The organism is Microbulbifer sp. TYP-18, assembly GCF_040932045.1.
Classification (GTDB): Bacteria; Pseudomonadota; Gammaproteobacteria; order Pseudomonadales; family Cellvibrionaceae; genus Microbulbifer.
Genome location: NZ_JBFRBC010000012.1, coordinates 1 through 21,119 on the forward strand (window position 1 = coordinate 1; position 21,119 = coordinate 21,119).

Below are 21,119 nucleotides of genomic sequence, written 5' to 3' on the forward strand. Positions count from 1 at the left end.
GGCACGGGTAGATGCCATCGCCAGTGAGGCCCGGGACAAGCTGCCGGGCTATATGTTGCCGGCGTTTTATCAGCCGCTGGAGGCGTTGCCACTCAACGCCCACGGCAAAATCGACCGCCGCTTACTGGTGCAAACTTCGGTGGCCATCGACACTGACAAAACTTTGCCTCGGGAAGAGTGCGAGCATGCGCTCGCCGCTTTGTGGCAACAGTTGCTCGCTGTAGAGACCATCTACCTGGAAGACAATTTCTTCGAGCTGGGTGGGCATTCTCTGCTGGTGGCCCAGTTGGTGAGTGACATACGCAAGAAGTTTAATATCGATTTGGGCGTCCGCGATCTGTTTCGAGTGCAGACCCTGGCACAGCAGGCGGCGCTGATCAGCGAATATATTCATCGGCCGGCATCCGTTAACACTCCAATCCCGGCTGCAGCGGCAGATGAGCGCCGCCCATTGTCTTTCGGGCAGGAACGCTTGTGGTTTCTCAATCAGTTAAACGGTCACCATCCGGTCTACAACATCTTCCTGGCCAGGGAAGTTGATTCTGCGGTAGATGGTGACGCATTGGCCGAAAGCCTACAAAAAGTACTGAACCGCCATAACATACTGACCTCTCAAGTGTTGATCGACGGGGCGGGGCCGCACCTGGTACAGCTGTCATCACCGCTGGTGCGCTGGGAATACTATGAAGATGAGACCGACTTACACCGGCACTGTGTCGAACAGCAGACCACAGGGTTTGATCTCGCCAAAGAACTGCCTTGCCGGCTACAACTGTTGCGCAAGCGGGGAAGTGGCGACGGTCGCCGCGTATTGCTGTTCTGTGCCCACCACAGTGTCTTTGACGGCTGGTCCCTGAATCTGTTGTTCAGCGAGCTGGAACACACCTATCGCGAAATTGTGGAAAACCGGGATTCGTCACCCCAGCCCCTCGCCTTTCAGTACAGCGATTTTTCCCGCTGGCAGAGAGAACGCTGGCGGGAAGATTCTCAGGGGCTCGATTACTGGTGCAAACAGCTCGCCGGATTGCCGCCATTGGTGGCGCTGCCCACAGATAAGATGCGACCCGGTAAGTCTTCCTACCGCGGTCAGTCGGTGCCGGTGATTATAGCCCCGGCTCTGGCCCGCGCCTTAAAACACCTGGCGAAGCGGGAGCAGGCGACCCTATTTATGACGTTGCTGGCGGGCTTTGCCCTGGTGCTGGCTCGCTTCAGTGGACAGCGTGATGTTGCGGTGGGTACCCAGGTAGCCAATCGCAAGCCGCGCGAGTGTGAAAATCATATGGGCTTTTTTGTCAACAGCCTGGTGTTGCGCAACGACCTGTCCGGTGATCCGGATTTTTATGAGCTGTTGCGTCGCACCCGGACCATGGTGGTGGAGGCCTTTGCCCATCAGGACACGCCGTTTGAAAAAGTGGTGGAAGCCCTTAATCCGGCGCGGAGTGAAGCCTACTCCCCACTGTTTCAAACCATGCTGACCTTACATACTCAAAATACGATGCCAGCCAAGGCGTCAGTGCTGCAACCGGCACTAAAGTGGCGCTCCCTGCAGTTTTCCGATCCGGCTTTGGCGCTGGTGCACTCCGTATCCAGGCTGGATCTTTCACTCAGTCTGGAAGAGCGGGAGGCGGTTATCGTGGGTGTTGTCGAGTACAACAGCGATATCTTCATCGCCGGGACTGCCCGCCGGATGGTGGAGGATTTTGTGCGTGTACTGGAACAGGCAACTCAGGATCCCCAGCTAAGGGTGGCCGACTATCCGGCATTATCCGATATCGACCAGGCGCGTCTGCAGGCGGCCTGGATGCCATTTTCCCGGGCAATTGAAGTGCAGGGTCCCGGCGCAGCCATGGATGAGGGCAGGGTGGTGGAACTCCGCTCGACGGACAACTGGCGGTTGCCAGCCGGAGCTATCGGCTGTGTGCACCTGAGGTCCGCCAGCGATACCCGCAATCTGCAGATACGCGCGCGCCTGGAGCCGGACGGGGGACTGAGGTATTGTGGTGAGGACAGTGACTGGGTGTCGGTACAGCAGGTGCCGCTATACCTGCCGGAACTGGAGGCAAAGGTCAGGCAGGCCACCGGTATCGATGACATAGTGGTCAGCCCTCGACCTGGCGGCCCGCAACCGGTGCAGCTGGAGTTACTGCAAACGGCTCCGGTGCCGGCATGTACTGACAATAACGCCCTGGGCTGGCCGGAGGAATACTATATCGCCTGCCGCCAGTCCCTGCTGCCACACGAAATGCCTAGTTATTTTACTGTTTGGAGCGATGATCACAGCGATAGCCTGGCGGTGATTGCCGGTCTGCTGGATTGTGACAGGGAAGTTGCAGGGACTTATGGGCCCAGTGGGGAGACAGAAATACTGCTGGCCCAAATATGGCACAGCCTGTTGCCAAATCTCGACCAGGGTGACAGTTTAAGTCGCATAGACGACTTTTTTGCCGTGGGCGGTTATTCACTGCTGACGGTCAAACTGGCCGCGGAAATCGAAAGTACCTGGCAGGTAAGCCTGGCCATCGTGGAGATTTTTTCCCACCCCAATATTGCCGCCATGGGGCGACTGATTGATAATTTGCGGCAACGATAATGAAAGGCAAATTCCGCCGGCGCCGGAGTCTGTCCCGGACGATCAAAAAATAATCCTTTGGATCACTATGACCTACCAGCAAGCGCTCGATATTCGCGTAGAGAATGTCAGTCACCAGTATCGCCAGGGCATACAGGCACTTAAAAACGTAAGTTTTGAATTGGGCACAGGCCTGCATGGTCTGCTGGGCGAAAATGGTGCAGGGAAAAGCACCCTGATGCGCATCATCTGCTCACTGCTTTCACCCAGTGCCGGCAATGTGTGTATTGCCGGCTTCGATGTTGTCAAAGAACGCCACCAGGTACGCCAGTTGCTGGGATATTTACCTCAGGAATTTGGTGCCTGGAGAAACCATCGGGTTAGCGAGGTATTGGATACATTGGCGATGTTGTCCGGTATGACAGCTTCACGCGATCGCCATAAGCGTATCCATGAAGTCCTGGCGATGGTGGGCCTGGACAAGGTCGCCGGGCGAAAGGTCGGCCATTTATCCGGCGGCATGCTGCGCCGCCTCGGGGTTGCCCAGGCGCTGGTGCACAATCCCAGAATTCTGGTGATGGACGAGCCCACAGTGGGATTGGATCCGGAAGAGCGGCTGCGATTCCGCCAGCTCATTGGCGAGCTGAGCCGCGACAGGGTGATTTTACTCTCGACCCATATCGTGGCCGACCTGGGGGCCAGCTGTGAACAGCTGTGCCTGATGGTTCAGGGCCAGCTGAAGTTTTGTGGCAAACCGCAGGATCTGGTCAACCGGGCCGCGGGGAAGGTGTGGCAGGTGTCGCTGTCCCGCGCCGACGAGGCCTCGGTGCCGGATAGTTTTGAGGTGGTTTCCCGGCAGACCCGCGATGGCCAGAGCCTGGTGCGTGGCGTCTGCCATGATCACCGAATCCCCGAGGGGGCCGCAGCAGCGGATAATATTACCCTGGAAGAAGCGTATCTGGCGTTTACTGTCGACACCGGAAAACACGCAGCTTGAGACTATAAGACTAAATTCAGTCGCCCAGGGCGCAGGCCTGGAATAAACCGCCGCGCAGACTGCGAACTGACAAAAAGGAGCCGCACCATTTTTACCTTCAGCAATATTTTCGCATTTGGTGTATCGGAAAAGCGCTTGACCATGCGCCTGATTCGCTATTGGCTTTTTCTTGTGATTGCCTACTTGGTGGGCCTGGGTATTTATATTTATTACTCGGCCATCCATACTTTTTTATCGTCCGTTTCCGCATCTCTGGGCTTTATGTCGCCACGCTTTTTAATGGCGGCCATCGGCGTCTTATACCTGTTTGTATTTTTGTTTGGCGTCGTATTTTTTGCCTTTGACCTGCGTTCGCGGGACCTGCGGGAGCGGATCTCGGAGGTGCTGGACGCAAAACCCTACAGCAACTGCGATCTGGTATTCGGCCGGTTTTTCGCGCTGGTGGCACTGTCCTGGCTGCCACTGGCGCTGTTTGCCCTATTGCTCCAAGGGCTGGGTTTGGTGTTGCCACTTCTGGGTTCGCCGCTCGGGCGTACCCTTGAACCGGTATCCCTGCTGGGGTTTGTCACGCTTGTGGCTCTCCCGGCCATCCTATTTTGCTGCGCACTGGTGTATTTCATCAGTGTACTGGTGCGGCAGCAATTCGTCGCTTTGGGGGTTTCGCTGCTGCTCCTGGTGGGTTTGTACACCCTTTCCGTGGGCAGGGCGCCTTTCCCGGTCTCCTCCACACTGGATATGCTCGGTGTGACGCAGGTCCCGCTGGGGTCGGACCTTGTGCCCAACATGCTGATCGACGGTTTTGCCTGGCTGCAGCGCCTGGCGGTATGTCTGCTCGCCATCGGCCTGCTGTTTTTTGCCGCCGTTTTGCATCCGCGAATCAACGACCGTTCAAACCTCGGGCCATTGATAGGTGGTGGCGTCTTTGCCGGTATCGCCGTAGCCATGCTGCTGGTGGTTTTCTTTGCCCGCCAAGGGGAGGTTGAGCAATATCTCGCCTGGCAAACGGCGCATCGGGTCGCCAGCGGACCGGCACAAATAGAGATCAAACAGGTTAGCGCGGACGTCGACATTTCTCCGGGTGAACAGATGACGGTGGATTACCGGGCGACCATTGGAATCCTGGCGGATTCGCCTGTGCAAACCCTGCTACTGTCCCTAAATCCCGGTTTTGCGCTGGAATCCGTGGCAGTTGACGATGTCGCCACGGAAAAAACCAGTTTTTCCCAGGGGCTGCTATCGGTGAATCTCGACTCCTCGCTGCCACCTGGTGGGGAAGTGGAACTGCATATTCGCTACAGGGGTCAGCCGGATACCAGGTTTGGCTATCTCGACGAAATTCTCAACCGCTATGCACAGAGTGTTAACAGTGCGGATATAACGCTGCTCGGCAAGCGGGTGGGTCTGTTCGATGGGCGTTTCGTGGCTTTGACACCGGGTCTGCGCTGGTTGCCGGCAGCGGGCAGCGAGTACGGCCGCAGTGATACCCGCATACGCGGCAGGGATACTTATAGCCTGCGTATGAATCTGAGTGTGCCCAAAGGTTGGGATGTGGCGGGCCCGGGCTACGGAAAGCAGCTGGAACAGGATGGCCGGGCAGTGTATCAATTTGTCCCGGCCATCGACCTGTCGGAAGTGGCGGTTGTCACCGCACCCTTTCGCCGATTCGCAACAAAAATTGACGGCATAGAGTTTGCCCTGCTCCTGCACCCGGATCACCTGGACAACCTGGAGTTCCTGACCACCGGGAGCAGCCAGTTGCGGGAGTGGCTGTCCACGCGCCTGGCTCTGGCGAAAGAGGCGGGTCTCGATTACCCATTTCGCGCCTTTACCCTGGTGGAGGTGCCCAATTACCTGCGGGGTTATGGTGGCGGTTGGAGAATGGACTCCATCATGGCCCTGCCCGCTATGGTGCTGCTGAAAGAGACGGGCCTGCCCACCGCGCGTTTTGATTTCGACCCGGTGGCGACGTTTGGCGGTGGAAGGGCCTACGCCGATGCTGAAGGTGGCGCAGCCATTGTGGTGCGCAATCGCTTGGAGGATTTTTTCACCAATGATTTTACCGGCGGCAATGTGTTTACCGGGCTCGCGGGTTCGTTTTTCTCCCACCGGGCCGGGGCTGTGGGGGCCGACGCCCTGGCACTGGATTATGCGCTGGAGCAACTGGCCACACTGGTGATATCGGGACAGCGCAGTTACTTTTCCGCGGCGCGCCTGGTGGATCTCAACAAGGCGCTGGAAGCCTTTATGAAGGTACCCGAAAGGCCCGGTCAGCGATTATCAGATCGCATGTTCAGCGCCCTTGCCTCGGATCCGGAGATACTGGCAAACCTGCGCGATGTACCCCTGGGCGAGGTGGACCCCTGGCAGTCGTCATCCCTGGCAGTGGAGGTATTGGCCCTGAAAGCGGGTGCTTTTGCGGAACTGGTGTACGACCTGCTGGGTCCCCGCGACAGCGGCGTCCTGTTGTCCCGCCTGCTGGACCGAAGCCGCCAAGGCACCTTTTCCCGCGCTGATGTGGAAGCTGAACTGAATGATCTTGCACCACAATTGGCGGACTTGGTGGGGGACTGGTTTGGCAGCAGTAAAATCGCCCGCACGGCCATCACCAACAGTTCTCTCTATCAGCTGCCGGATTCAAAAAACGGTGATCTGCGCTATCAACTCCTGATCGATGTGGGTAACAGCGCTGAAGTGGCAGGCTTTTTCCGGGTGGCCTGGGCTATGGAGAATAATGGTCGCCGGAATTACAGTGAGCCACAAAAAGTGGATGCCGGCGCAGAACTCCGTTTTGGCACTGTGCTTTCGGCACCGCCGGCCCAGGTATTTATTGAACCCTACCTGACGCAGGGAGACGAGGAGGAGGGACAGTTGCAGGTGCTATTGTCCAACCAAAATCTGCAGCGGCGCGATATTGAGCCTGTGGAAGGGACTCTGCAACTCAACCGCGCTGAAGACAAGCCTGTGGCGAGCGCACTGCCAGCTGCGCAACAACCGGTCGCCGCACCGACTCCGGACAACCCAACATAAGATCTTGTTATGCCGCTGAATACATTGCGACGCAGGCGCCAATGCGCACTGCTGGTTTCGCTTTTGGCCCTGTGCGCCTGCCAGCCTCCCGCCGATCCGGAAGTGGTGGACTTCAAGGTGCCGGTCAACGTCTCCGAAGTGCAGGTTAGCACCGTGCAGGAAGTGCTTAAAACGACCGGCACAGTGCGCGCTCCGGAAGTGATTTCCCTCACGGTGCTGACTCCCGGCCTGTTGCAGTTGGGTATCGGCGAAAACGGGCGCCTGGCAGAAGGTGATAGCGTCAAGGCGGGCGATGTGGTCGCCAGTGTAACCGGTGAGGAAGTGCGACTGGCCGCGGCCCTCCAGGTGGCGCGAGAGAAACTCAGTGTGGCGCGCAAGAATCTCGAAGTCACCAGTTCCCTTTACGACAAAAAACTGGTCACCGTGGAGGATTACGGCAGGGCCAAGACTGTCTATGAAGATGCAAAGCTCGCCTATGAACAGTCCATTCACATAGATAGCAGAAACCAAATTGTCACACCTATTGACGGCGTGATCCTGAGTCTGGTCCGCGATCGCCAGGACCGTGTTATGGCCGACGGGCAAATGCTTGATGCGGGACAGGTGGTAGCACAAATCGCCCCCCTGGATACCCTGGTGGTGGACATCGACCTGGTCAGCCGGGACATCGGCCGGGTGCACCCAGGGCTCGAAGCCTGGGCCAGTTACCACGCCTGGCCAGAGCAGAAATTCAGCGGCCGGGTATTGCGCATGGCGCCGACCCTGGACGAGCGCACCCGCGCTCTGCGTGCGGAAGTGGCGATTGATAACCAGGCGGGCTTGATGCGTCCGGGCATGTTCGTTGAAGTCAGCGTGGTAGTGGAACAGCGCGAGAATGTGCCAGTGGTGCCAAGACAGGCCCTGGCGCAAAGGGGTGGCCGGCGGGTGGTCTTCGTTGTGGAGGGCGGCCGCGCCATACGCAGAGAAGTGGAGCTGGGTATCGGCGATGATCACGTCGTTGAGGTTATCAAGGGCGTCAGTGCGGGGGACAGAGTGGTCAGCTTCGGATTGGAGACGCTCGCGGACCAAATGCCTGTACGAGTGGTGGGGAACTAGGCCTCTTGCGTCAAAGAAAGCACCAATCGAGGTACGAGGAGAGAGGTTTGGTTGTTCCAAATGAGCGACGAGCAACGAAGGGTGGCGCCTTTTCGGGCACAACCCGAAGGGCTGCCCTTGGTTTCGCCCCCTGCGGCGTCAGAGATCGCTTGTGTTGGCTAGCCACACTGCGGAGCTTCTGCTTTACAGGCCACAACACCAGTGGCAGTAGGGCTGACTCCACTTGTGTGAGCAGGTCCTAGCCATGCAATACCTGGCAGGACTCGCCATTCGCCGGCCGGTAGCGGTATTGGTGACGGTCATTGTTTTGGCCGTGCTGGGCCTGGACGCCTGGCGCAAGCTGCCGGTGGAGCTGTTTCCCGATTTGCGTAGTCCTACGGTGCTGATTGCGATCACCTCCGGCGATCGTCCGGCGCAGCAAATGGAGAGGATCTACGGAGAGCGGCTGGAACAGCAGTTGTTTACGGTGGCGGGTATCAAAAGCATTACGCAGACTGCCCGCAATGGACGCCTGGTGTGCCGGGTGACCTTCGACTGGGATGTCGATGTGGATATGGCCGTAGTGGATGTCAACCGGGCGGTGGCCCCGATTGCCGGCGACCGGGAAGTGGACCAGCTACGGATTAGCCGCCAGGATTCGCGCCTCAGCCCGGTGATGGTGTTGGGAATCACCGCCGATGCCAGCCAGCTGGATCTGGCGGATCTGCGAAGTCTGGCCAGGAGGGAATTGGCACCGGTGTTGGAACAGCTGCCCGGGGTCGCCCAGGTGCGTGTGGGCGGCGGTCGTGTGCGTGAAGTAAAAGTCAGAATAGATCCGGTCAGGCTCAAGGCCTACGGCTTCACCGTCACTGAGGTACGCAATCAGATTCGCGCCAATAACCTGGACGTCAATGCCGGCACTCTGGAAGAGGGCGGCGAGATGTATCTGGTGCACGGCAAATCCCGTTTTGTGGCACCGGAAGATGTGGCTCAGGTGGTGTTGGGCTATGCCGAGGGTGAAAGGAACAGTCTGCCAGTCAGAGTGTCTGATATCGCCGCTGTTCAGGTGGGCCACGCCGATGTGGACAATACGGTCCGCGTCAATGGCAGCGAAGGTGTGGGGCTGTTTGTTTACAAAGAGGCCGACGCCAATACCGTAGAAGTCTCCTCCACCCTGCGCCAGGCACTCGAACAGCTCAAATCCGATATGCCCGGGTTGCAATTGACCCTGGTGAACGATGAATCCTCCCTGATCCTCGATGCCATTGCCGACGTCGAGGCCGCGGCGCTCATCGGGGTGCTATTGGCGGTATCGGTTCTGGTGGCGTTTCTGCGCAGTGCGGGTGCGGTGGTTATTGTCGCCATCGCGGTACCGGTATCCATGCTGGTGGCTGTACTGGCGCTGGGTCTCACCGGCCGCAGTCTCAACCTGATGACTCTGGGCGGTCTGGCGCTCGGTGCCGGTATGCTGGTGGATAACACTATCGTGGTTATCGAGAGCATTTTCCGCCGCCGCGAGCGCGGGGATACACTTGCGCAGGCGGCGATAACGGGTGTGGGTCGGGTGGGCGGCGCCATCGCCGCCAGTACCCTCACCACCTGCGTCGTATTTTTGCCGCTTATTTTCCTGGAAGGCCTGGCCTCGCGACTTGTGGAAGGTATCGCCTTTGCCGTTGTGATTTCATTGGCTGCATCGCTACTGGTGGCCCTGTTTCTAATTCCGGTGCTGGCATCAGGTCTCTTGCCCCGCGGTGCGGACAGGGTTAGGGATAGTGTGCGCAGCGATAGGGTGGAATTGTGGATCGGCCGTCTGTTGCGCCGGCCGGGCCAGGTAACTCTGGTCGCACTGTTGGGCACAGCAACGGCCGCATTTGGACTGTCGCAGTTGGGGACGGAACTTATACCGCCATCCGACCCCCGGCAGTTTTCAGTCCAGGTCCGCGCTGAAGCCGGTTCTGATCTGGAGGCCACCCAGCACGCGGTGGCGCAGATCGAGAACATCATCACCGCCGCAGCCGATACCGGTGTGGGGGCGATACTGTCGGAAGTGGGGCGCCTGAAGGACGACGATCGCATCATTCGCGAGCGCTACAGCGACGAGCATACTGCGGTAATCCACGTGCGCCTGTTGCCTGCCGAGTCCGCCGCAACTGTGGTGGCAGCGGCCAGGCCGGCCCTGGACCGGCTGCACGGCATGAAGCTCGACTGGCAGCTGGGCAACAATGCCATTGGCCGCGCTCTGGGCACCCAGGCTGCGCCCATCACTGTGGAACTGCAGGGGCGCTCACTGGATAACCTGCGGCGGGCCAGCGGGCAGGTGGTGCAGGCCATGCAGCAACTGCCTGCGGTGTGGAATGTCAGTTCTTCATTTTCCGGGGCCCCCAAAGAGGTGCACCTGCGCTTGAAAAGACCCTTGGCCGACGGCCTGGGGGTGGACCTCGAAACACTGCGGACAGTGATCAGCGCAGCCCTGGATGGATTGCAGGCGACGGAATTTGCGATGGGGGATGAGACCCGTCAGGTGGTGATTGAAATGCCCCATATCAACCTGCAATCCTTGCTGGGACTTTCATTTACTGCGCCCAGTGGCCAACTTGTCAGCGTTGGAGATGTGGTTGACCTGCAAATACGGGATGGCGCCCGGGAAATTATCCGGCGGGATCAGCGAAGGGTGGCTCAGGTCACGGCGCTCATCGCCGAGGGCGCCAATGCACCCCAGGCGCGCGCCCAGGTGGCGCAGGCGCTGCTGCAAATTCCGTTGCCACCAGGCGTTCAGGCCAAGTTGAGCGGTGCGGAACAACAGCGGCAGGAAACCTTTTCCGAACTATACAGCATGGCCGCTCTGGCCCTGCTTCTGGTATTTATGGTGCTGGCCGCACACTTTGAATCCCTGCGGGCGCCTTTCATCATATTGTCAACCGTTCCGATGGCGCTGGTGGGGGTAGCTTTGGTGCTACTGCCACAGGGTCAGCCACTGGGCGTGATGGCGGGGTTAGGACTGGTGATTCTGGCCGGCATCGCCGTCAACGATGCGATTCTTTACGCCCAGAGTGTGCGCCAGCTGTGCGCCGAGGGGCTGCCATTTCCCCGGGCGCTGGCCCGGGCAGTGGCCGTCCGGTTGCGGCCAATTGTGATGACCACCGCCACCACCGTACTGTCGCTGCTGCCGCTGGCCATTGCCGGCGACCAGGGAGCGGAGCTGCGAAGCCCCCTCGCCTGGACTGTGATTGGTGGCCTGATTTTTTCCACCCTGGCGTGTCTGACGGTGGTTCCCTGTTTGTTCCTCCTGGTTAAACCCTTCCCCCATGAATCCCCGCAAGCCCGCCATTAAGGGCCCGGCAAGCACAGTGCTCACACTGCCGATACTGCGCCCGGTTGCGGTATCCATGCTGTTTTTGGCCCTGTCCCTGCTGGGAGTGTTCGCCTGGCGGCAGATTCCCGTGGAGTTGTTGCCCATGCTCTCGGGAGAGCGGTTGCATGTGCAGATTTACCGGCCGGGCGCGCGGCCGGAAGTCCTCGAAGAGGATATCCTGCGGCCACTGGAGAACCAGATTGCCACCCTGGCCGGCGTCACTGAGACATCGGCGGAAATCGTCGGTGACAAGACCAGGCTGACGGTGGAATTTGAACCGGGTGTGGACCGCCGGGTGCGGGGGCTGGAGCTGCGGCAAATCGCAGCCCAGATAGTGCGGGAACAACCCGCCGGGACGGTTATCCGGGTCGCGGAGCAGGATAGCTCCCGCATCAGTCGGTTTGTTATGAGCGTCCAGGTACTGGGGCAGGGGGACGTGGATACATTGCGGGATTTTGTCGACGAGCAGATACGCCCGCAATTGGAATCCGTGCCCGGTGTCAGCCAGATACTTGTGCTGGGGGGCGCCGGACGTGAGGTGGCCATCCGGGTCGACGCGAATCGCTGTGCGCAGTTGGGTATTGAGGTGGACCGGATCGCCGCGGTCCTGGAGCAGGCGATGCCCGGCTCGCGGCGCCTGGGTGATCTGGCTGGTGACGCGGAGCGCCTGAGTCTGGTGTTGGACGGCACACCGGAAGCTGTCACTGCTCTGGGAGAGATTCAGTTGCTCCCGGATCGCCCCGTGCTCCTGCGCCACGTGGCCGATATAGAGCTTGCCCCGGCCCCCAGGGACAGTGTTTCGAGGGTGAATGGAAAACCCGCCGTCACCCTGGTGGTGTTTCAGGAGCAGGGGGCCAATCTGCTGCAACTGGGTGTACACCTGCAGGACCTGGTGCAGGGTATGCAGGTGCGATACCGGCCTCTGGGACTGGAGTTTTACCGGAGTTTCGATGCCTCCGAGGTCATTGATGAGCAATTGTCACAGCTCAAGCAACTTGCCCTGTCCGGCTTTGCCATCGCACTGGTGGTCCTGTTTCTTTTTCTGCGCTCCATGCGGGCAATCGCCGTGGTGTCGGTGGCAGTGCCCACCAGCCTCCTGATCGCGGGGGCTCTGCTTTATCTGGGTGGCTATAGTCTGAATTTGATTACGCTGTTCGGGCTGGTAATTGGCATCGGCATGCTGGTGGATAACAGTATCGTCGTGTTCGAAGCCGTGCAAAGGCAACGGGAGAGGGGCGCGGACATAGCCGCGGCATCGGCGACCGGGATTACCCGGAGCCTGCGCGCCATTGTCACCGCAAGTGCCACCAACGCCATTGTTTTTGTACCGCTGCTGTATATCGACGCAGTGCCGCACAGTGTCCGCCAGGTGCTCAATAACATAGTCCCAGCGATAGTGTTTCCCCTGGCGGCCTCGCTTCTGGTGGCCACTGGGCTGGTTCCTATGCTGGCTCGCCATTTCGCTATCGGCCGTCAAGCGGGGTCATCTACTGGCGGCAATGCCGCCCGGCGCGCGCGCGAGCTTATCCTGGCGCTGCTCAAGGTCAGCCTGCGCCGGCCCAGCCCCTGGGCCCTGGGTCTCGCTCTGGTGCTGGGCCTGACCCTGGTATTGGCAGCCCCCTGGGTACTGGTGCAGTCGATTTCCCAGACGCCGGGTGATAGCGAGCAGTTTCGCATGGAGGTCACCTTTAATAGGCTCGGTTCACTGGAGGCCGCCGGTCTGGTGTTCGAGCATCTGGAAAGCGCGGCACTGTCGACCGAGGCAGTGGAGCGGGTGGAAAGTAGTTTTCGCTTCGATCAGGGCACTCTGACGTTGCATCTGTTGGAGGACACCCAGCGCCCGGCCGGTGTCGATGCGGCCTCAGTGCGCCGGGCACTGTATCGGGCCGCCCGGGATTTGGGTAATGTCCGCCTGTCGCTGCTCAACTCTGCCGGGAATGGTGATGACACCGCGACTGGCGTCCTGGGTGAAGAAAAAAGCTACATAGCGCTGTCCGGCCCGGACAGCGGCCTGCTCAGTCAGATGGCCGAAGATGTCGCCGCTCGGTTGGCGGCGCTGCCCATGGTGGAGAGCGCCGAGGTGGACAGGGCCACCGGCACCCGGCAGTTAAGTATAGCGCTGGATTACCAGAGCCTGGCGGCCCACCGATTGACTGTGGCGGATACCATCGATGCACTGAGCCTGTTAGGCCGCGAAGGGCAGCCGTTAAGCCTCGGGTTTCCCCTGCCAAGCGGGAGGGAATTACCAATTACCCTGCGGCGGGAATTACCCGATGACACCCACCTGAACGCCCGTATCGAGCGACTATTTGCCTTCACAGATCGCGGGACCATTTCACTGGACGAAGTTGTCAGCACGGAAAAGCAGGCTGCACCGGCAGCCATTCGCCGCGAAAATGGCCGGCGCGAAATGCGCGTGGATTTTTCCCTGCGCGACGATGCACCGCGCACCGGGCCAGGCCGCACCCGCCTGGAGGCGGATATCGATCGGGTGATTGCGCAGACCTATATCCCGGATGGATACCGGGTAATGAATACCGGTGGCGGTGAGACCAAATCCTGGTTTATGTTGCTGGCCCTACCGATCCTCTTGCTGTTGTTTGCCGTTCTGGCCATTTCGTTTGAGTCATTTACCTTGCCGGCGCTGATTCTGGCCGCAGTACCCCTCACCCTGTTCGGCGCTGTCTGGGCGCTGTTTCTGACCAACATGGGGTTTGCCCTCACCGCCGTGGTGGGACTGGTGGTGCTATTGGGTCTGACGGTCAACCCGGCGGTCCTGCTGGTGGATCGTATGCAACACTATGTGTTCGCCACCAAGCGCGCGAATCCGGGTGCGGCAGCCATGCTGGCAGTGCGGGAGCGGGTGCGCCCGGTATTAATGACTGCCGCGACTACCATTGCGGGGCTCTGGCCCCTGGCATTGAGCGACGGGGGGGAACTGGACATATGGCCGCCTTTCGCCACGGTGGTTATCGGCGGCCTGGTGGCCTCCACCCTGTTGACTCTGCTGGTTATCCCCATGGGCTTTGTGGCACTGGCTCGTGTTGACCACCGTATCCGACGCAGCCGGGGCTGGACTTTATTAATCCCGGCAATGGCCATAGTGGTGGGCGTCGCCTGGGTATGGCAGCTAATGCCTATGGTGTACCCAGACGCCGCAACTGCCGCGTCTTTTTTTGCCAGCTTGGCGTTGGTGTTGGCCATTGCCTGGCTGTGGTGGCGGGCTACCGCAGTTCCCCAAGAGATGGATCTGGCATCGCGCCCCCTGAGCCTAGAAGTGAAATACCTGAGCAAGTGTTATGGCGCTCCGGGCCAGCTGCTGTGCGCCTGGCGCAATCCCCATACACCGGAGGTGGAGGATCGCCGGCTGGGCACTCTCACCTATCTGCTGTTGGGCGCGGCCTGCATTTATATCGCCATCGGGGCCCAGTATCTGATCTGGTTGCTGGTGTTTGCCTACTTGGCCCAGTTCTTTGCACGGCAGGGCTGGATATATTGGAGTGCCGGTAGGGAGGACAACACAGCGCAGCGGGTAAAGAGACTGTTGCCCTGGCTGACACTGTTGTCCCTGGGGGTGCCGCTAACCTTGTGGCCCCTGCTGCAAGAGGAAACCCTGCGACTGCCGCTGCCGGTATTGATCCTGCTGGCAGCAGTGACATTATTTATCCAGCGGGGGTTGGCGCCAGTTCAAACAGTTGGTGAAATAAGGGGCTGGCGTCGTTGGCGGGCTTCCTGGCACAGGTTTTGTCGACGTCTGTTGAGCCCCGGCCAGGCGCTGGATCAGCATCGGGCACTGCAGGGCCTGAATTTTCTCGCCAACCCCGGCATGATTGGCGTGCTGGGACCTAATGGCGCCGGCAAGACAACCCTGTTGCGCATACTCGCCGGTATCCTCGCACCCTCCACCGGCACTGTGCACTACGCGGGCGTCGAGGGGCGCAAAGTCACCAGACAAAAAGCGGGACTGATTGGATTCCTGCCACAGGAATTCGGTCTCCCCGGCCATATGAGTGGCTGGGAGTACCTGGAATATTACGCGCTGTTGTACGGACTGGAAGACGCCGAGGGGCGCCGGCAGCGACTGCGGCAATTACTGGAGGATGTGGGTCTTCTCGACAAGGCCGGGGCGAATATTGGCAGTTACTCGGGCGGGATGCGACAGCGTCTTGCCATTGCCAGAACCCTGATTCACAACCCATCGATCATCATTGTGGATGAGCCCACGGTCGGGCTGGACCCCCGCGAGCGTATTCGCCTGCGGAATCTTTTGGCGAAACTGGCCACTGGGCGGATAGTGCTCTTTTCCACCCATGTTATTGAAGACGTGGCGGTGTCCTGTGATCGTGTCCTGGTCATTCAGCGGGGCCAACTGGTTTACGATGGCAACACCGAGCGGTTGTCGCGCCTGGCCCAGGGCAGAGTATGGCAGTTGGCGGTGCAGCCGGAGCAGGTGAGTGATATCGAGCAGCGATTCAAGGTGGTTCAGCAAACCGTCGATGGCAGCGGTGGTGTAATACTCAAAATCCTGTCTCCAACATCCCCCGGTGACGATGCCGTCGCCATAGACGCCGGTCTGGAAGAGGGTTATCTGCAATTACTTTACGGTGAAGCCGGGCAGGCGGAGCCAGCCATGACAATAGCGACGGAGGCGCATGAAAGCCGTGAGCCTGTATAAGCGTGTTGGCGCCCGAATACGGTTGTGGCAATTGTCGATTCGCTGGCAACTCGGCATTCCCGCTGGCTGGATATTGGCCATTTTGCTGCTCTGGCCGGGCATGCACTTTCTGGTTGCCAGCCTGTGGATGGAAAATGGATACGACCTCCGACAGGTGCAAAATCAACTCATCGGCTTCCCGGCCTATTTGATCGCGGTGTTGCTGGGGGCGCGCCTGATCGCCCGGGAAGTCGACAAGCGCACACTCGAAGTGGCCTATACACTCCCGCGGGGCATTGGCTTTGTATGGTGGCAAAAAATGTGGGCCGCCAGCCTCTTACTGTGTATCTGTACTCTGTGTCTGGCCCTGGCCGCAGCCTTGCTGCGCCCCTATCCCGGTTGGATTTTACTGCAGGCGCTGGCCGGTACCATCTTCTATTTTATTCTGGCCTGTGTTCTTGGAGCCTGGCTGCGCAGCGAATTTTCCGCGCAGTTACTGGCGTTTGTGGCCCTGGGATTTAATCTGCTGGCGAGCCAAAATCACTGGCTGCCTCTGTTCAACCCACTGCGCCTGGAAGATGTCGACAGTCACCAGCAGTGGACCATGATGTGGCAGAACTTCACTCTGGTGACCGCCGTGGTGTTGATTTGCGGCAGCCTCGCCTGGCTGCGTATCCAGAGCAGCGAAAACACCCTGCGCTAGGACCTGTTCCCTCCCCGATATTGAGCGTCAACCTCTATGCAAACCACCTCCAACTCCAGCACCGATACCGCGCAGCAGTTGAGCCAGGCCCAGCGCAGGCTGTGGCAGATCGAGCGAATCTGTGGGCGGAGATCACTGCCCAATTGTATTTTGGCATTGAGGCTGCAGGGCGAAGGTGAACAGTCCCGACAGGCCCTGTCGGAGCGGATGTGGGAAGCCCTCGAGACTATTGTCGGTACAAACTCTCCGCTCAGGTCCCATCTGGTAGTCGACAGCGAGCCCAGGTGGCAGGAGCAACGGAATTTTTCTCTTCCGATACACCGGCACTTCAACGAAGCGGAGAAATGCATTCACCAACAACATCTGGCGGCCTTCGATCTTGAGACTGAACTGCCATGGCGTGCTTTTCAGATAGATGACCAGGGGGCACAGATTTGGGTGCTGGTATTCCACCCATTGGTGATGAATGGGCAGGGTCTGGACGACTTTTTTACACAGCTCCAAAGTCAACTAATGGATCTGGACCGGCCCCGGTTGCAGCCAGCTGAAAAGGCGCAGGACACGGCGCAAGACAGCCAGTCCTTTGCCGACCTAATGGCTAAAGCCTGCGAACTGCAGGCGATGCCGACAGACTTTGCCCGGGATGCGGTAAAACACTTCGACTGCCGGCAACTCTCCTGTGCGCTGGAGGTGGACCCATCCGTTTCCAATGCTACCTTGGGTGAAGCTTTGCTGGGCTGTTTTAGTCTTTTGCTTGCGCGTTACGGACAGCAATCCGAACTGCTTATCGGCGTGAGCGGATTGGGAGAGCAGAGTCATGGCACAGATGCGCTCGCCGCCCTGCGACCTCTGCAACTCCGGGTTGATGAAGATCTGACAGTGACGCAATTCGGTGCGCACATCTCGGCACAACTGGCTACGATGCGAAGGGATTCACCCCTGTCCATCGAGGGTTTTCTGGCGCCGGGTATCAGCGCCAATGCCATGAGCTTTGTGCCTGTCGCTCAGTATGCCTTTGCCTTGGAGGATGGGTGCGGCAGCGATGACCCGGCCTCCTGTGCAAATGGGGTGAGTAGAATAGCGCTGCCGCAGGCAGAGCGGACACTCGCGCACAGCGATCTGGCCTTGCGGGTTCGTCTCTGCGGGCCCAGGGCCGAATGCACACTGGTGTATGCAAAGCACCTGTTTAGCGACCGACGTATCAAGCGTATGGTGGACCATCTGCAGCGGCTCTGGCAGGCAATGCAGAATACCACCGTGCCTTTGTGCTCCCTGGATATGATGACGGATGAGGAACACCAGCTGGTCCAAAAGCTCAATGCTACGGCCGCACCGGCTATTTCAGTGCGCATCGACGAAGCCGTCGCCAGACAGTGCGACCAGGCGGCGTCGCGGACCGCAATTATCGATGGGGATCGCCAATTGACTTACGGGCAATTGGCGCAGCAAATCGATCAGGTGGCTTCAGGACTTTGTGCTTTGGGTGTGGAGGCGGGAACCCCTGTGGGTGTGTTTATGCCCCGTGGTCTGGAGCTGGTGGTCTGCGCCACGGCAATTTTGCGCTGCGGAGCCGTTTACGTGCCCTTGGACCGCCAGTATCCTCCAGCCCGGATAGCTACCATTGCGAGCAAATTCTCACTGGCACTTATCGTCGCTCTGAATCCTGGCGATAGGGAAGCGTTGCCCGGTCAATGTGTGAGCTGGTCGCAACTGGTGGAGCCGATTGGCAGTTTGCGCAAGCCTGAGAATTCGCCACCCACACCGGGAGACGCAGCCTATCTCATGTTTACTTCGGGATCCACCGGGGAACCCAAAGGCGTGCTGGCCAGCCATGCGAGCGTGATGAACCGCATTGGCTGGGCGGAGTCCAGGCTGGATATCAATGCGCAATCCATCTGTTGCTTTAAGACAAGGCTGGCCTTTGTCGATCATATCAGTGAGTTGTTTCAGGCGTTGGTTTGCGGCGCGACTCTGGTAATCGCCGATGAGGACACAGTACTGGACCCGGCGCGGTTCAGTCGCTATTGCCAGGCGCAGGGAATAACCCACCTGACCCTGGTGCCAGGCTACCTGGATATACTTGCCCGTGCCGATGCCCTGGCCGAAATGCAGAGTTTAAAGGTGTTGATCTCCAGCGGGGAGCCGCTGAGTTTCGGAATGGCGCGGCAGGTCATGGGGCAATTGCCGGCGGTAAGGCTGTTCAATATCTATGGAATGACCGAGGCAGGTGCCGACAGCCTGGCTTACGAAGTACCACTGCACAGTGAAGTCTCGCTGGCCAGCTTTTTTTCCTCCAGCGCAATTACCAGCGGGTTTGACTCCCAGGCCCCGGAGGATGATCTGGTGGAAACCTATACCCGGCCGGGAATCAGCCTGACCTCACTGACGGGACAGTTTACCGATACCAATTGCCCCGCCCAGGGGATAAGTGAAGACGAATACCGAAACTATTTAAACCAACAGGTACTCCCCTATACGGTCAATGTGGGGTCGGGTAAATTTGTTGGTCATATGACTTCCGCATTGCCGGGGTTTATGGCCGAATTGAGCGCGCAGATATCCCAAATGAACCAGAATATGGTGAAGGTTGAGACATCCAAAGCGCTAACCTTGTTGGAGCGGCAGCTGATCGCCACGTTGCACCGGATGTTTTACGGGAAATCGGATGCGACTCAGGTGCAGGATCCCGCCTATGTATTTGGCCTGGTGGCCAGTGGTGGCAGCAGTGCCAATATCACTGCCATGTGGAACGCCCGGCAACAGGCACTGATGGCTCAGGGGTTGAGCAAGGCCGATATAGACCGGCTCGGCGCCTTTAACGCACTGTCCCGCACCGGGCATAAAAAATTTGCCATTGTCGCGTCGCGTCTCGCCCACTACTCCATCCGCAAGGCAGTCTCCTTACTGGGGCTGGGGGAAGAAAACCTGATAGTCCTGCGGCAGCACCGGGATCAGCGGGCGGATCTGGAGCATCTTAAACAGACCCTCCAGCACTGTCGCGATGAATCCATTCTGGTCATTGCGGTGATTGGCATAGCCGGTGCCACTGAAACAGGAACCATCGATCCAATTGAGTCCATGGGGGAAATAGCCGGCCAGTTCGGTGTGCATTTTCACGTGGATGCGGCCTGGGGCGGTGCGCTGGTATTCTCCGACCGCCACCGCCATTTACTGGCGGGAATATCCCGTGCCGATAGCATCACCCTGTGCCCCCACAAACAGCTCTACGTTCCGCAGGGGATCAGTCTCTGCCTCTTCCGCAATCCCAGATCGGTGCATGCGAGTGCCGTGCACGCGGTTTACCAGGGACAGGAGGGCAGTTTCGATATGGGGCAATATACCCTGGAGGGTTCTCGCCCAGCCATCTTCCTGTCCCTGCACGCCATGGTGAATCTAAAGGGACGGCGGGGCATCGGTGACCTGATCGATGAAGGTATCGATAAGACCCGCTACTTTGCCGGCCTGATTGACCGCCACCCGGCTTTTCAGCTGATTGGGACCCCCTCAATCAACATCCTAAATTACCGTTATATTCCCAAGGCGATGCGCCACAACCAGTCATTCAGTGGGGAGGAGATCCGGCAGCTGGACCAAGCGGTGGAATTGATCCAGAAGCACCAATTCGAGGCGGGCAGGACCTTTGTGTCCAAGACCAGAATCCTGCATGGTGAATATGGAGATACACCAATCTCCGTCTTTCGTGTGGTGATCGCCAACCCCTTTACCCGCCGCAGTGATTTGATCGATACGTTGGACAACCAACTCTGTATCGCCGAGCAGCAGATTGAACAGCCGATAACAGCTGGAGCCAGAGAGCCCGGCATTCACCCGGTGAGATTGGATCTTCTGGATCGCCACCAGATCTCCATTGGAACCCCCATCGACAATACCGAGGTGTTTGTCGTTGATGCCAATGGCCGCCCTTTGCCGCCGGGAATAGACGGGGAGCTGGCCATTTGTGGCGCTGGTGTGGCTCTGGAAATATCGCAGGAAAATCCGGGCGAAAACACTTGTTTTCCCCACCCCTATGAGAAGGGAAAAAAGCTGCTGCGAACCGGTGACTATGGTCGTTATGGCGAAGATGGTGTTATCGAATTTCGTGGCCGCAGGGATGCCAATATTAAACTGCGGGGTATGCGGATCAATCTTACCGAAATCGAACACCATATTTCGTCGATCAGCGGTGTGAGAGAATGCGCTGTATTGGTGGGTTCCGGCGGTAAGGAGGCCCTGATACACGCTTTTGTGGTTTTAAATTCAAATGAAGGCGCCAATGGGCATGGAGAGCGCAAATTGCGTCAGCATCTATTGCAGCAGTTACCGGTCAGTATGATGCCAGGGGCTCTCCATTTGGTGGATTTTCTGCCCCGTACTATCAGTGGCAAGGTCCATCGCGCAAAATTAATGGAAAATTTGCGGCCTGCCCAGGTTCGGGCAGGCAATGTCGATGCCGGTACACAGCAGAAACTGGCTGCACTTTGGAAGGAGGTTCTGGAGGTGCCGGTTATCGCAAAGGATGATAATTTCTTTGAGCTTGGAGGTCATTCTATCAGTGCCACACTTCTGCATCAGCGTGTAAAAAAAGAGCTGAAGGTAGATTTGGGGTTGCATACACTGTTTGAATTCCCCACTTTATCCCAGCAGGCCGAATTTATTGATGGTTTTGTGTAATCACTAAATAGCGTTAGCTGTCTCTATTAGCTGCCTGAAATTGGAGGCTTTTGATTTTATATAAATCCGTGT

At 58.7% G+C, this 21,119-nt stretch carries 8 protein-coding genes; all 8 read left to right on the plus strand.

Going from position 1 to position 21,119, the window contains the following annotated elements:
- Positions 1-2,590, plus strand: a 2,590-nt coding sequence (locus tag ABVT36_RS11115) for a condensation domain-containing protein (protein ID WP_368456642.1), incomplete at its 5' end; no start/stop codon positions are given.
- A gap of 67 nt (positions 2,591-2,657) precedes the next feature.
- Positions 2,658-3,566: an ATP-binding cassette domain-containing protein gene (locus tag ABVT36_RS11120; protein ID WP_368456643.1), complete on the plus strand. Its 909-nt coding sequence runs from the start codon at positions 2,658-2,660 to the stop codon at positions 3,564-3,566.
- A gap of 135 nt (positions 3,567-3,701) precedes the next feature.
- Positions 3,702-6,593, plus strand: coding sequence for a hypothetical protein (locus ABVT36_RS11125; protein ID WP_368456644.1), 2,892 nt, complete (start codon positions 3,702-3,704; stop codon positions 6,591-6,593).
- A 9-nt stretch (positions 6,594-6,602) separates the two neighbouring features.
- Positions 6,603-7,688 carry an efflux RND transporter periplasmic adaptor subunit gene (locus tag ABVT36_RS11130; RefSeq protein WP_368456645.1) on the plus strand — a complete coding sequence of 362 codons (1,086 nt, stop codon included), beginning with the start codon at positions 6,603-6,605 and terminating at the stop codon, positions 7,686-7,688.
- Between the two features lie 244 nt (positions 7,689-7,932).
- Positions 7,933-10,998 (plus strand): efflux RND transporter permease subunit, encoded by a 3,066-nt coding sequence (locus tag ABVT36_RS11135; protein WP_368456646.1) that lies wholly within the window; start codon positions 7,933-7,935, stop codon positions 10,996-10,998.
- A complete protein-coding gene (locus ABVT36_RS11140) occupies positions 10,973-15,694 on the plus strand; it encodes an efflux RND transporter permease subunit (RefSeq protein WP_368456647.1) in 4,722 nt (1,573 codons plus the stop codon). Before ABVT36_RS11135 ends, ABVT36_RS11140 begins: the two co-directional genes overlap by 26 nt.
- The gene (locus ABVT36_RS11145) at positions 15,672-16,376 is read left to right on the plus strand and encodes a hypothetical protein (protein ID WP_368456648.1); all 705 of its coding nucleotides are present in this window, start codon (positions 15,672-15,674) and stop codon (positions 16,374-16,376) included. The genes ABVT36_RS11140 and ABVT36_RS11145 overlap by 23 nt, the downstream gene beginning before the upstream one ends.
- Before the next feature lie 36 nt (positions 16,377-16,412).
- A complete protein-coding gene (locus ABVT36_RS11150) occupies positions 16,413-21,047 on the plus strand; it encodes an aminotransferase class V-fold PLP-dependent enzyme (RefSeq protein ID WP_368456649.1) in 4,635 nt (1,544 codons plus the stop codon).
- Positions 21,048-21,119 lie beyond the last annotated feature (72 nt).

What these genes read in the sequence shown, in the direction of transcription:
- ABVT36_RS11120 (WP_368456643.1), top strand. Translation starts at nt 2,658, where the DNA reads ATGACCTACCAGCAAGCGCTCGATATTCGCGTAGAGAATGTCAGTCAC.
- ABVT36_RS11130 (WP_368456645.1), top strand. Translation starts at nt 6,603, where the DNA reads ATGCCGCTGAATACATTGCGACGCAGGCGCCAATGCGCACTGCTGGTT.
- ABVT36_RS11135 (WP_368456646.1), top strand. Translation starts at nt 7,933, where the DNA reads ATGCAATACCTGGCAGGACTCGCCATTCGCCGGCCGGTAGCGGTATTG.
- ABVT36_RS11140 (WP_368456647.1), top strand. Translation starts at nt 10,973, where the DNA reads ATGAATCCCCGCAAGCCCGCCATTAAGGGCCCGGCAAGCACAGTGCTC.
- ABVT36_RS11145 (WP_368456648.1), top strand. Translation starts at nt 15,672, where the DNA reads ATGAAAGCCGTGAGCCTGTATAAGCGTGTTGGCGCCCGAATACGGTTG.
- ABVT36_RS11150 (WP_368456649.1), top strand. Translation starts at nt 16,413, where the DNA reads ATGCAAACCACCTCCAACTCCAGCACCGATACCGCGCAGCAGTTGAGC.